The sequence below is a fragment of the Citrobacter sp. Cpo126 genome (assembly GCF_030332445.1).
Lineage (GTDB): Bacteria > Pseudomonadota > Gammaproteobacteria > Enterobacterales > Enterobacteriaceae > Citrobacter > Citrobacter portucalensis.
On the sequence record NZ_JAOWHT010000043.1, the window covers coordinates 113,332 to 125,908 of the forward strand.

13 protein-coding genes are annotated in these 12,577 nt (G+C 53.1%); 9 read left to right on the forward strand and 4 right to left on the reverse strand.

The features are described 5' to 3' along the window. Positions 1-233: 233 nt before the first annotated feature. From OGY17_RS21090 to OGY17_RS21105, 4 genes are all read left to right on the forward strand, one after another. Positions 234-1,664: a 6-phospho-beta-glucosidase gene (locus tag OGY17_RS21090; protein WP_071446833.1), complete on the forward strand. Its 1,431-nt coding sequence runs from the start codon at positions 234-236 to the stop codon at positions 1,662-1,664. Between the two features lie 183 nt (positions 1,665-1,847). After that, a complete protein-coding gene (gene upp / locus OGY17_RS21095; protein WP_003835110.1) occupies positions 1,848-2,474 on the forward strand; it encodes a uracil phosphoribosyltransferase in 627 nt (208 codons plus the stop codon). Between the two features lie 96 nt (positions 2,475-2,570). Beyond that, a complete protein-coding gene (uraA, locus tag OGY17_RS21100) occupies positions 2,571-3,860 on the forward strand; it encodes a uracil permease (protein ID WP_003835107.1) in 1,290 nt (429 codons plus the stop codon). A 95-nt stretch (positions 3,861-3,955) separates the two neighbouring features. Then, positions 3,956-4,657: a DnaA inactivator Hda gene (locus OGY17_RS21105; RefSeq protein ID WP_211924219.1), complete on the forward strand. Its 702-nt coding sequence runs from the start codon at positions 3,956-3,958 to the stop codon at positions 4,655-4,657. A gap of 35 nt (positions 4,658-4,692) precedes the next feature. Here OGY17_RS21105 and arsC read toward each other — a convergent pair whose 3' ends face one another. Then, positions 4,693-5,052, reverse strand: a complete 360-nt coding sequence (gene arsC, locus OGY17_RS21110; protein WP_048215795.1) for an arsenate reductase (glutaredoxin) — start codon at positions 5,050-5,052, stop codon at positions 4,693-4,695. A gap of 123 nt (positions 5,053-5,175) precedes the next feature. Beyond that, on the reverse strand, positions 5,176-6,639 hold the full coding sequence (gene bepA / locus OGY17_RS21115) for a beta-barrel assembly-enhancing protease (RefSeq protein ID WP_008785438.1): 1,464 nt from the start codon (positions 6,637-6,639) through the stop codon (positions 5,176-5,178). 226 nt (positions 6,640-6,865) lie between these two features. On the opposite strand from bepA, the gene OGY17_RS21120 reads away from it, so the two are divergent. From OGY17_RS21120 to iadA, 4 genes are all read left to right on the forward strand, one after another. Further along, on the forward strand, positions 6,866-7,930 hold the full coding sequence (locus tag OGY17_RS21120; protein WP_003037941.1) for an AI-2E family transporter: 1,065 nt from the start codon (positions 6,866-6,868) through the stop codon (positions 7,928-7,930). A gap of 166 nt (positions 7,931-8,096) precedes the next feature. Further along, entirely contained in the window at positions 8,097-8,756 is a 660-nt protein-coding gene (locus OGY17_RS21125) for a nucleoside recognition domain-containing protein (protein WP_032944189.1), read from the forward strand. Between the two features lies 1 nt (position 8,757). Next, positions 8,758-9,219, forward strand: coding sequence for a YjiG family protein (locus tag OGY17_RS21130; RefSeq protein ID WP_003835099.1), 462 nt, complete (start codon positions 8,758-8,760; stop codon positions 9,217-9,219). Positions 9,220-9,230: 11 nt separating this feature from the next. Further along, positions 9,231-10,394, forward strand: a complete 1,164-nt coding sequence (gene iadA, locus OGY17_RS21135; protein ID WP_286608283.1) for a beta-aspartyl-peptidase — start codon at positions 9,231-9,233, stop codon at positions 10,392-10,394. A gap of 107 nt (positions 10,395-10,501) precedes the next feature. On the opposite strand, the gene bcp is transcribed toward iadA, so the two are convergent. After that, a complete protein-coding gene (gene bcp / locus OGY17_RS21140) occupies positions 10,502-10,972 on the reverse strand; it encodes a thioredoxin-dependent thiol peroxidase (protein WP_003835095.1) in 471 nt (156 codons plus the stop codon). Continuing rightward, positions 10,972-11,544 carry a glycine cleavage system transcriptional repressor gene (locus tag OGY17_RS21145; RefSeq protein ID WP_003037954.1) on the reverse strand — a complete coding sequence of 191 codons (573 nt, stop codon included), beginning with the start codon at positions 11,542-11,544 and terminating at the stop codon, positions 10,972-10,974. Before OGY17_RS21145 ends, bcp begins: the two co-directional genes overlap by 1 nt. Before the next feature lie 145 nt (positions 11,545-11,689). Between OGY17_RS21145 and dapA the strand changes: the two genes are divergently transcribed. After that, a complete protein-coding gene (dapA, locus tag OGY17_RS21150) occupies positions 11,690-12,568 on the forward strand; it encodes a 4-hydroxy-tetrahydrodipicolinate synthase (RefSeq protein WP_003037957.1) in 879 nt (292 codons plus the stop codon). Positions 12,569-12,577: the final 9 nt, after the last annotated feature.

Below are 12,577 nucleotides of genomic sequence, written 5' to 3' on the forward strand. Positions count from 1 at the left end.
AAGCAAACGTTTGCGAGCCTGCTCTGCATCAAGTTTTATCTGCTGGTTTTTTCAGCATTTTTCAATCATTTATCTATTTGTTTGAGCTGCGCCACGAAAATGAAACCGGGTACAGTCTTGTGCTTGAATCCTGTTAGCCGAATGCACAGTATCGTACTGAAACCGGTTTCTGTTTTCTGTTGCGGACCTCATCAACAGCGTTTTGCGCAGAGTCATCACGATAGGGGAAGGGTATGTCAGGATTTAAAGCAGATTTCATGTGGGGTGGTGCTGTCGCTGCTCATCAACTGGAAGGTGGCTGGCAGGAGGGCGGAAAAGGCGTCAGCGTTGCCGATGTCATGACCGCGGGAGCGCATGGTGTGGCGCGTGAAATTACCGACGGTGTGATTGCCGGTAAAAATTACCCTAACCATGAGGCCATCGATTTTTATCATCGCTATAAAGACGACATAAAGCTGTTTGCCGAAATGGGGTTTAAATGTTTTCGCACCTCTATTGCCTGGACACGTATTTTTCCCTTAGGCGATGAAGAACAACCCAATGAGGCTGGCCTACAGTTCTATGATGACCTGTTTGACGAATGCCTGAAATATGGCATTGAGCCGGTGATTACGCTGTCGCATTTTGAGATGCCTTACCATCTGGTGACGGAGTACGGCGGCTGGCGCAACCGCAAGCTTATCGATTTCTTTGTCCGTTTTGCCAGGGTGGTATTCACTCGTTACCAGCACAAAGTGAAGTACTGGATGACGTTTAATGAGATTAACAACCAGGCAAATTATCACGAAGATTTCGCGCCCTTTACTAACTCAGGTCTGAAATACCAGCCAGGCGAAGACCGCGAGCCGGTTATGTACCAGGCGGCGCACTATGAGCTGGTGGCAAGCGCGCTGGCGGTAAAGGTCGCGCGTGAGATTAACCCGGAATTACAAATAGGGTGCATGATTGCCATGTGTCCAATCTATCCGCTGACCTGCGCGCCAGACGATATGATGATGGCGATGAATGCCATGCACCGGCGTTACTGGTTTACTGACGTCCATGTGCGCGGCAAATACCCGCGGCATCTTCTCAACTACTTTGCCCGTCGTGGCTTTGAACTGGATATCACCGAGGAAGACCGTCAGGCGCTGGCCAAGGGCTGCGTTGATTACATCGGCTTTAGCTATTATATGTCTTTCGCGACCCAGGCAACGGCGGACAACCCACAGCTGGATTACGACGAGTCGAAAAGCCTGGTTTCCAACCCGTACGTGCAGAAATCGGACTGGGGCTGGCAGATTGATCCGGTTGGCCTGCGTTATTCACTGAACTGGTTCTGGGATCATTATCAACTGCCACTATTTATTGTGGAGAATGGATTTGGCGCCATTGATGTGCGCGAGGACGATGGTACAGTTAACGACCAGTACCGTATCGACTACCTTGCCGCCCACATACGTGAGATGAAAAAAGCGGTGGTGGAAGATGGCGTGGATCTGATGGGATATACCCCGTGGGGCTGCATTGATTTAGTCTCTGCCGGGACAGGGGAGATGAAAAAACGCTACGGGTTTATCTATGTCGATAAAAATAATGACGGTAGCGGGACATTAACGCGCTCACCTAAAAAATCTTTTTCGTGGTATCAAAAAGTCATCCAGACCAATGCTGAATATCTTTGAAATTCATAGCATTGACAGCAAGCCCCGCCATCAGTGCGGGGCTTGTTTTATACTCATCATTCAGACGCAAATGACTTTGGTTGATCCATATCAAGCGTATGCAGTGTTGCGCCAGAGAGGAAAAGCGGTATAATCCGGCGATTTTTTTTGTGGTTGCCATTCGTCTGAGGAAAGGAGAAGAGTATGAAGATCGTGGAAGTCAAACACCCACTCGTCAAACACAAGCTGGGACTGATGCGTGAAAACGACATCAGCACTAAACGCTTTCGTGAACTCGCCTCGGAAGTTGGCAGTCTGCTGACTTATGAAGCAACCGCTGGTCTGGAAACCGAAAAGGTGACCATTGAAGGCTGGAACGGTCCAGTTGAAGTTGACCAAATCAAAGGCAAAAAAATCACCGTTGTGCCTATCCTGCGTGCGGGCCTGGGCATGATGGAAGGCGTTCTGGAAAACGTTCCGAGCGCGCGTATCAGCGTTGTTGGTATGTACCGTAACGAAGAGACGCTGGAGCCGGTTCCGTATTTCCAGAAGCTGGTTTCTAACATCGATGAGCGTATGGCGCTGATCGTTGACCCAATGCTGGCAACCGGCGGCTCTGTTATCGCCACTATCGATCTGCTGAAAAATGCAGGCTGCACCAGCATTAAAGTGCTGGTCCTGGTTGCGGCACCGGAAGGTATCGCGGCACTGGAAAAAGCGCACCCGGATGTGGAGCTGTACACCGCCTCCATCGATCAGGGACTGAACGAGCACGGATACATTATTCCGGGGCTCGGCGATGCCGGCGATAAGATTTTTGGTACTAAGTAAACGAATAAGTGAAAAGAAGCCGACTTTAAGAGTCGGCTTTTTTTTGAATAAAACAACCCAATGGCTAATAACAAACAACACTCAGAGGAAAACACTATGACGCGCCGTGCTATCGGGGTGAGTGAAAGACCGCCGCTTTTACAGACAATCCCGCTTAGTTTGCAGCACCTGTTCGCCATGTTTGGCGCAACGGTACTGGTGCCAGTCCTGTTCCACATCAACCCGGCTACCGTTCTGCTGTTTAACGGCATTGGTACGTTGCTGTATCTCTTTATTTGTAAGGGTAAAATTCCCGCATATCTGGGTTCCAGCTTTGCCTTTATTTCCCCGGTACTGCTGCTGCTGCCGTTAGGGTATGAAGTGGCGCTGGGCGGTTTCATTATGTGTGGCGTCCTGTTCTGCCTGGTTTCTTTCATTGTTAAGAAGGCAGGAACCGGCTGGCTGGATGTCATGTTCCCGCCTGCGGCGATGGGCGCAATCGTTGCCGTCATCGGTCTGGAGCTGGCTGGCGTTGCTGCGGGTATGGCGGGGTTACTGCCTGCTGAGGGGCAATTACCGGATTCAAAAACCATCATCATTTCTATGGTGACGCTGGCGGTAACGGTCTTTGGTTCCGTATTGTTCCGCGGTTTTATGGCGATTATCCCGATTCTGATCGGGGTGCTGGCCGGTTATGCGCTTTCCTTCGTGATGGGCGTTGTGGACACTACGCCGATTGCGCAGGCCCACTGGTTCGCGCTGCCGACGTTCTACACGCCGCGTTTTGAATGGGTTGCCATTCTGACCATCCTGCCAGCGGCGCTGGTGGTCATCGCCGAACACGTCGGGCATCTGGTGGTGACGGCGAATATCGTGAAAAAAGATTTGATTCGCGATCCTGGCCTGCATCGTTCTATGTTTGCCAACGGTCTGTCTACGGTAATCTCTGGTTTCTTCGGCTCTACGCCGAACACCACGTACGGCGAAAACATCGGCGTAATGGCGATCACCCGCGTTTACAGTACCTGGGTTATCGGCGGTGCGGCAATTTTCGCCATTCTGCTCTCCTGCGTGGGTAAACTGGCGGCGGCGATCCAAATCATTCCACTGCCGGTGATGGGCGGCGTATCGCTGCTGCTGTACGGTGTGATTGGCGCTTCTGGTATTCGCGTACTGATCGAGTCGAAGGTTGACTATAACAAGGCGCAGAACCTGATCCTGACCTCGGTTATTTTGATCATCGGCGTAAGTGGCGCGAAAGTTCACATCGGTGCCGCAGAGCTGAAAGGCATGGCACTGGCGACCATCGTTGGTGTCTGTCTGAGCCTGATTTTCAAAGTTATCAGCCTGCTGCGTCCGGAAGAAGTCGTGCTTGACGCGAAAGATGCAGACAGTCCGCAACAGTAAATCTCTGACCGGGCGGCAGCGCTGCCCGGTTCTATCGCGACGTATTTCTGTGTTAAACTCAACGCGATTTTATGAAATCCTGGGTTGAGGTATCTCTGAACACACCGGCACAGCTCTCTTTGCCACTTTATCTTCCTGACGACGAAACTTTCGCAAGTTTCTGGCCGGGGGATAACTCCTCTTTACTGGCTGCACTGCAAAACGTGCTGCGTCAGGAACATAGCGGGTATATTTATCTCTGGTCGCGTGAAGGCGCTGGCCGTAGTCATTTGCTGCATGCAGCCTGTGCGGAACTGTCCGCGCGCGGCGATGCGGTAGGCTACGTGCCGCTCGACAAACGCACCTGGTTCGTCCCCGAGGTGCTCGACGGGATGGAGCATTTATCGCTGGTTTGCATTGATAACATCGAATGTGTGGCCGGTGATTCGCTGTGGGAAATGGCGATCTTTGATCTCTACAACCGTATCCTGGAGTCGGGGAAAACGCGTTTGCTGATCACCGGCGATCGTCCGCCAAGACAGCTGAATCTGGGGTTGCCGGATCTCGCCTCACGCCTGGACTGGGGGCAAATCTACAAGCTACAACCGCTTTCCGATGAAGATAAGCTGCAGGCGTTGCAATTACGCGCCAGACTTCGTGGATTTGAACTGCCGGAAGATGTGGGACGTTTTCTGCTGAAGCGTCTGGATCGTGAAATGCGAACGCTGTTTATGACGTTGGATCAGTTAGATCATGCGTCGATCACCGCCCAGCGTAAGCTGACCATTCCGTTCGTAAAAGAAATTCTGAAGCTGTAAGCGCCGCAGCCGAGAAGACTGCGGCAGGTTGCAGGTTAACCGACGATTTCCAGTACCTGCTCAGGCGGGCGTCCAATTCGAGCCTGACCTTTGGCAACCACAATCGGGCGCTCCATCAGTTTCGGGTTTTCCACCATTGCCTGAATCAGCGCATCTTCACTCAGATTTTTGTCCGCCAGGTTAAGCGACTTATAGAGATCCTCTTTCTGGCGCATCAGTTCACGCGCGCTGGCCATACCGAGCATTTGCAGCAGTTCGCGCAGGGTTGCTGCGTCAGCCGGCGTTTCCAGATACAACACCACTTCCGGGTCCACGCCGTTGGACTTCAGTAATTCCAGCGTTTCACGGCTCTTGGAGCAGCGTGGGTTATGGTAGATTTTAATCGCGTCTGACATGACTTCTCCTTGCATAACAATACTGCCGGATGGCGGCCAAAAGACCTTATCCGGCCTACATATTGCGTCTGACGTAGGCCGGATAAGACGCGACAGCGTCGCCATCCGGCAAAGGTTCGATAATTACATCTTCGTGTACGGTTTAAAGCGTTCTTGCAGCTGGCGTAGCTGGTCAATACGGGCATCGTATCTGGCCTGCTGCTGGCTACCCAGTTTCACCTGAGAGCTTGCGCTGCTGAGCATCGAAATAGCCTGATCCAGACGTCCCGCGAGGGCATACCCCTCCGCGCGCGCCGCCAGCTCCTGATCGCGGTTGCTCAGGTTGGCTTCCGTTTGCGCTAACAGATCCCAGCCGTTAGGGTCATCTTTATGGTTAAACGTATAGCGATTCAGGATGGTCGCCGCCTCTTTGGCTTGTCCACCCTGTAAATAGGCATTCGCCAGGTTGAGCTGCAGAACCGGGTTAGTGCGCAGGTCTCGGGCGTTTTTCAGGCGGTTAATGGCATCACTGGTTTTCTTCTGGCCGAGATCGATATCCGTTGCCAGGTCGAGATACCAGGCATTGTTAGGATCTGCCGCCAGCAGCGGTTGCAGCGCTTTACGCGCCTCGTCGTATTTACTGGCTTCCATCGCCTGCAATGCCCGGCCATACTGGGCCGCACGTTGCTCACGTACGTTGCCTTTCGACCAGCTACTCAGCAGGTCATCGGTCAACTGGTTACGACCAGAGTTGTACATGCCTAAGGTTCGTGCCTTAGCCAGATAAAAATCTTCTGACGACTGGACGACCACCGGGCGCATCTGGTTGGCGCGGTTACGGGCATCAGACAGACGGCTTTCCGGCAGGGGGTGAGTCAGCAAAATTTCCGGCGGACGCGAAGAGTAACGAGCCTGGTCGAGCAGTTTTTCCAGGAACGTTGGCATGGCCTGGGGATCGAATCCCGAGCGTTGCAGTACCTGAATACCAATGCGATCTGCTTCCTGTTCGTTTTGCTGCGTAAAGCTGATCATTCCCTGACGTGTACCCGCCAGCGTACCGGTCAGCGCCGCCATACCCGCCTGCGGGCTGGCCATCGCCAATAAAATTGAACCTAACGCACCAACCCACGTTAGCGGTGCGCTACGTTTCTGGTCTTCCATGGCACGCGCCAGGTGGCGTTGCGTGACGTGGGAAATTTCGTGCGCCATAACCGATGCCAGCTGGCTTTCGTTGTCGGAATAGCGGAATAGTGCAGAGTGCAGGACAACGTTGCCGCCAAAGAAAGCAAAGGCGTTGATTTCATCGTTGTTAATCAAAAAGAAGGTGAAGGGCGTTTTTACCGAGTCGGCGTGCGAGACCAGACGCATCCCCAGCGCATTAATGTATTGGGTGAGCAATGGATCGTTAATTAATGGCGCACTGCCGCGCAGTTGGCGTACGTAATAATCGCCCATCTGCATTTCCTGTCCTATGGAAAGCGTACTGCCTGCCGACGTTCCCATATCAGGCAGGGTGTCCGCAGTATCAGCAAATGCGGGCGCAACCTGACCGATAGTCAGTGCGGCAATGAGGGTAGCAACCAGGTTTTTTTTCAACTGCCTGAACATAACCTCTGTCCTGTATTCTTTTTTGAGATAGCCATTTGACCGATGCTGTGAAGTATCGTTCACACTCCGCAAGCTTACGGAGTGTAACTGCGAAACCTGACGATGAACACCCAGGAAAAATGTCTTTTCACTTTGCGTAATCAGCCATAAAAAGCGAAGTCTTTTTTGTGACATTTCGATACAATTCGGGATCGCAATCCCGCTATTGGGTTCATGGAAGGGTTTTATGCTCGAAATGTTGATGCAATGGTATCGTCGCCGCTTTAGCGACCCCGAAGCCATCGCCCTGCTGATTATTCTTGTTGCCGGTTTTGGCATCCTGTTTTTCTTTAGCGGTCTTTTGGCGCCGCTGCTGGTCGCCATTGTGCTGGCGTACCTGCTTGAATGGCCGACAGTGCGGCTGGAACATATTGGGTGTTCACGGCGTTGGGCGACATCGATTGTGCTGGTGGTGTTTGTCGGTATTTTACTGCTGATGGCCTTTGTGGTGATGCCCGTTGCGTGGCAGCAGGGAATTTACCTGATCCGCGACATGCCCGGCATGCTCAATAAATTGTCTGATTTTGCCGCCACCTTGCCACGACGTTACCCGGCGCTGATGGATGCGGGCATCATTGATGCGATGGCGGAAAATATGCGCTCACGAATGCTCACCATGGGCGATTCGGTGGTGAAATATTCGCTGGCCTCACTGGTCGGTTTGCTGACGCTGGCGGTTTACCTGGTTCTCGTCCCATTGATGGTGTTCTTTCTGATCAAAGATAAAGGACAGATGCTGAACGCCGTGCGCCGGGTGCTGCCGCGTAACCGCGGGCTGGCAGGGCAGGTATGGAAAGAGATGAATCAGCAAATCACCAACTATATCCGCGGGAAGGTGCTGGAAATGGTGGTGGTCGGCGTAGCGACCTGGCTCGGCTTCCTGCTGTTTGGTCTCAACTATTCGCTGCTGCTGGCGGTGTTGGTCGGGTTCTCTGTGCTGATCCCGTATATCGGCGCTTTTGTGGTGACGATTCCGGTGGTTGGCGTGGCGCTGTTCCAGTTCGGGCTTGGCACCGAGTTCTGGAGCTGTTTTGCCGTGTACCTGATAATCCAGGCGCTGGACGGCAATTTGCTGGTTCCCGTGCTGTTCTCCGAGGCGGTCAATCTGCATCCACTGGTGATTATTCTCTCCGTAGTGATTTTCGGCGGCCTGTGGGGGTTCTGGGGCGTATTCTTTGCGATTCCTCTGGCGACGTTAATCAAAGCGGTAATGCATGCCTGGCCGGATGGTCAGGTCGTTGACGAACCCTAATCTACAGGTTCCGGCGATGCAATGTCGCCGGAACTGAACTTGTCTGACCTCTATCCACACTTTCTGAATAATCTCTTCTGCTGTCGTTTTTCTCCGCGTTTGTATTTAACTTGACCATCGTGATGTCTTTTAGTCACACAAGGATTAAGGCCAACAGGAGAACAAAATGGGTCACAGCACACACACGCAGCAAAAGGTGGGATGGGGCGGTTATCTCGCTTTTTTTATTACGATTATTCTTTTTTCCGGCATGTTTGCGAAAAGTACCGAATGGTGGCGGGTCTTTGACTTCACCGTCCTCAACGGTGCGTTTGGGCAGATTAATGCTGCGGGCGACACGGCGGTCTCTTTTCGTGGCACTGGGGGGATGGGGGCAAAAGACGGCTTCTTATTCGCGCTTGAGCTGGCGCCTTCCGTCATTCTTTCGCTCGGGATTATTTCCGTCACCGAAGGGTTGGGTGGGTTGCGCGCGGCACAACAGCTGATGACGCCGGTCCTGCGTCCGTTACTGGGCATTCCGGGTATTTGTTCGCTGGCGTTGATTGCGAATTTGCAAAATACCGATGCCGCGGCAGGGATGACCAAAGAAATGGCGGAAGAGGGCATTATCACAGAGCAGGAACGCGCAATTTTTGCCTGCTGGCAAACCAGCGGCAGCGCGTGCATTACCAACTATTTTTCTTCTGGCGCAGCGCTGTTTACGATGGTGACTGTTCCGGTGATTACGCCGCTGGCTGTGATCCTTGTCTTCAAATTTGTGGGCGCGAACCTGTTGCGTGTATGGATCGCGCAGCTGGAAAATCGCCGTATGCAGCAGGAGGCGTGAGATGACAACGCAGGTACGTAAAAACGTCATGGATATGTTTATCGATGGCGCACGGCGCGGGTTTACCATTGCAACAACCAGTCTGTTGCCTAACGTGGTGATGGCGTTTGTGATTATTCAGGCGCTGAAGGTGACAGGGCTGCTCGAGGTTGTAGGGCGGGTATGCGAGCCGGTAATGGCTCTGTGGGGGCTGCCGGGGGAATCTGCCACTGTGCTGCTGGCAGCGGTGATGAGTATGGGAGGCGGCGTCGGCGTGTGCGCCAGCCTGGTTGTCGCCGGTACGCTTTCGGGACATGATGCCACGGTGTTGTTACCGGCTATCTACCTGATGGGAAATCCGGTGCAAAATGTGGGCCGTTGTCTGGGGACCGCGGGGGTTCATCCTCGTTATTACCCGCTAATTATTGCGGTATGCGTCATTAATGCGCTGCTCTCTATTTGGGTTATGCAGGTTATTGCCTGACAAGGAAGGTTATGAACTGTTCAATTCTTGATTTGACGTTGTTCCAGCAGGGACACGTGTATGCGCCGGAAGATTTAGGGCGACAGGATATACTGGTCTCCGGCAGCAAAATTGTTGCCATCGCCCCGTCAATTTCTCCTGAAGACTTTCCCGGTTGCGAGTGTATCAATCTTGACGGCGCGATTGTATGCCCAGGATTTATCGATCAACACGTCCATCTTATTGGCGGCGGTGGGGAAGCGGGGCCGCATGCCCGCACGCCGGAAGTGCGCTTGTCACGGCTGGTTGAAGCTGGTGTCACGTCGGTGGTGGGTTTGCTGGGTACCGATGGCATTACCCGTCACCCTGAATCGCTGCTGGCAAAAACCCGCGCGCTGGAGTTTGAAGGTATCAGCGCCTGGATGCTGACCGGGGCGTACTCTCTGCCTTCCCCGACTATCACCGGCAGCATCGATCGCGACGTGGCGCTGATCGATAAAGTGATTGGCGTGAAGTGTGCGGTTTCGGACCATCGTTCTTCAGCCCCGGATACCTCGGCGCTGGCAAATATGGCGGCGCAGTCGCGTGTCGGCGGATTGTTAGGGCGCAAACCGGGGATCAGCGTTTTCCATATGGGCGACAGCCAGCGCATGCTGGAACCGTTGTACCAGATCCTTGACTGTTGCGATGTGCCGATTACTAAACTGTTGCCGACACACGTTAACCGTGCGGAACCGCTGTTCCAGGCGGCGCTGGAGTATGCCCGTAAAGGCGGTTATATCGACATTACCAGCAGCATTGATGAGCCCGTCGACCCGGCCACGGCTATCGCCACGGCGCTGCGCCAGAACGTGCCGCTGTCGCGCATTACCCTTAGCTCGGATGGCAACGGCAGCCAGCCGGAATTTGATGAGCTTGGCAATCTCACCGGCATCGGTGTCGCGGGGTTTGAATCACTGGCTGAGACGGTGCGCCAGTTGGTGAAGATTCATGCCATACCGCTGGAACAGGCGCTGTGTCCGCTGACGCGTACGGTCGCAGAATTTTTGGCACTGGAGCATAAAGGGCGTCTGGCGGTGGGATGCGATGCGGACATTCTGGTGCTCAACGACGCGCTGGAAGTTCATCACCTGTGGGCGAAGGGAAAAGCCGTAGTCAGGGAGCAAAAAGCGTGCGTGAAAGGGACGTTTGAGTAACCGGGCGATCATCTGCCGGATGGCGACGCTAACGCGTCTTATCCGGCCTACGTGCGTGCATTTGTAGGCCGGATAAGGCGTTCACGCCGCCATCCGGCATTTCACGGTCAGGCGTTCTCTTTCAGCCAATTCATTACCACGTCGTGGTGGTTGCTGGTTTTGAAGTCATCAAACACATGCTCAATTTTCCCTTCGGCATCAATCAGGAAGCTGATGCGGTGGATGCCATCGTAGGTTTTGCCCATAAATGACTTCTCACCCCAGACGCCGAACTGCTCGCAAACCTGATGATCTTCATCGGACAGGAGCGTGAAATTCAGGACTTCTTTCTCCGCGAATCGGGAAAGCTTCTCTGGTTTGTCGGTGCTGATCCCCAGCACTTCAACACCCGCTTTTTTTAACTCATCCATGTTATCGCGCAGGCCGCAGGCCTGTACGGTACAGCCGGGTGTCATGGCTTTCGGGTAAAAATAAACCAGAACACGCTGTCCCTGGAAGTCGGTTAAATTTACTTGTTCTCCGTCTTGATCCGGCAAGCTAAATTTCGGTGCGATATCACCGGCTTTCAGTGGGTTCATTACTTAACTCCATCCTGTTCATCATGCTGTGAGTAATTGACGACGTTAATACTGCCTTGCGCATTGAGTTCTGTACAGAGTGCTTTAAACGCATCTTCAATATTTGCCGAATCATGTGACGCAGGACTATGTGCGGTAATTTGAATAAACAACTGCGCCGCCTTTCCATTCTCAGCCGGTTGCGTGCGTGAAACCAGTTCCGCAATATTCATTTGGTGGCTGTCAAACAGAGCGGTGAAGCGTTCAATCAAATGGGGAGAATCAGGGACATCGACCTGCACCCATACCGTAGCAGGCATCGCCGGACGGGGGCGCGCGGTCGTGCGCTTCATCACAATGAGTAAATCCAGCTCTGCGCCTTTTAATGGCAGGGTTGATTCAATCAGGGTGATGGCATTCCAGGTGCCCGACAGCAACATGATAAACGTGAACTCATCACCCAGCATGGCCAGTCGGCTGTCTTCGATATTACAGCCGCAACTGCTGACATGACGCGTGATGGTGTTCACAATTCCTGGGCGATCGGCACCCAGCGCAGTAATGACCAGATAGTGTTGCGATGACGATGTCAAACCTGTTATTCCTTTGAGCGGTGAGGTAATCATAAGGAAAGCATAAAAAAAACATGCATACAACAATCAGAACGGCTCTGGTCGCTTGCTTTTATTGTCGTACCAAACGTACCATTGAGACACTTGTTTGCACAGAGGATGGCCCATGTTCACGGGAAGTATTGTCGCGCTTGTTACGCCGATGGATGAGAAAGGTAAAGTCTGCCGGTCGAGCCTGAAAAAACTGATTGATTATCATGTCGCCAGCGGCACCTCGGCGATCGTTTCTGTTGGCACCACCGGTGAGTCCGCCACCCTGAGTCATGATGAACATGGCGATGTGGTGATGATGACGCTGGAACTGGCTGACGGGCGTATTCCGGTGATTGCCGGAACCGGCGCCAATGCGACCGCGGAAGCCATTAGTCTGACGCAGCGTTTCAACGACAGCGGTGTTGTCGGCTGCCTGACGGTGACGCCTTACTACAACCGCCCAACCCAGGAAGGTTTGTTCCAGCATTTCAAAGCCATCGCTGAGCATACTGACCTGCCGCAAATTCTGTATAATGTGCCGTCCCGTACTGGCTGCGATATGCTGCCGGAAACCGTTGGTCGTCTGGCGAAAGTTAAAAATATTATCGCAATTAAAGAAGCCACGGGGAACTTAAGTCGCGTTCACCAGATCAAAGAGCTGGTTTCGGACGACTTTATTCTGCTCAGCGGTGATGACGCGACCGGACTGGATTTTATGCAGCTCGGTGGTCATGGCGTGATTTCCGTAACGTCTAACGTTGCGGCACGTGATATGGCTGAAATGTGCAAACTGGCGGCAGCCGGGCAATTTGCCGAGGCGCGGGTGATTAACCAGCGTCTGATGCCGTTACACAACAAACTATTTGTCGAACCCAATCCTATCCCCGTGAAATGGGCGTGTAAGGAGTTGGGACTTGTGGCGACCGATACGCTACGTCTGCCGATGACGCCAATCACGGACAATGCTCGTGAAATCGTCAAAGCGGCGCTTAAGCATGCCGGTTTGCTGTAAAGTTTAGGG

Bases quoted from the DNA above. Each gene is read 5' to 3' on its own strand.
- uraA (WP_003835107.1), top strand. From the start codon at position 2,571: ATGACGCGCCGTGCTATCGGGGTGAGTGAAAGACCGCCGCTTTTACAG.
- iadA (WP_286608283.1), top strand. From the start codon at position 9,231: ATGAACTGTTCAATTCTTGATTTGACGTTGTTCCAGCAGGGACACGTG.
- OGY17_RS21125 (WP_032944189.1), top strand. From the start codon at position 8,097: ATGGGTCACAGCACACACACGCAGCAAAAGGTGGGATGGGGCGGTTAT.
- OGY17_RS21090 (WP_071446833.1), top strand. From the start codon at position 234: ATGTCAGGATTTAAAGCAGATTTCATGTGGGGTGGTGCTGTCGCTGCT.
- dapA (WP_003037957.1), top strand. From the start codon at position 11,690: ATGTTCACGGGAAGTATTGTCGCGCTTGTTACGCCGATGGATGAGAAA.
- upp (WP_003835110.1), top strand. From the start codon at position 1,848: ATGAAGATCGTGGAAGTCAAACACCCACTCGTCAAACACAAGCTGGGA.
- arsC (WP_048215795.1), bottom strand. From the start codon at position 5,052: ATGTCAGACGCGATTAAAATCTACCATAACCCACGCTGCTCCAAGAGC.
- bcp (WP_003835095.1), bottom strand. From the start codon at position 10,972: ATGAACCCACTGAAAGCCGGTGATATCGCACCGAAATTTAGCTTGCCG.
- OGY17_RS21120 (WP_003037941.1), top strand. From the start codon at position 6,866: ATGCTCGAAATGTTGATGCAATGGTATCGTCGCCGCTTTAGCGACCCC.
- bepA (WP_008785438.1), bottom strand. From the start codon at position 6,639: ATGTTCAGGCAGTTGAAAAAAAACCTGGTTGCTACCCTCATTGCCGCA.
- OGY17_RS21130 (WP_003835099.1), top strand. From the start codon at position 8,758: ATGACAACGCAGGTACGTAAAAACGTCATGGATATGTTTATCGATGGC.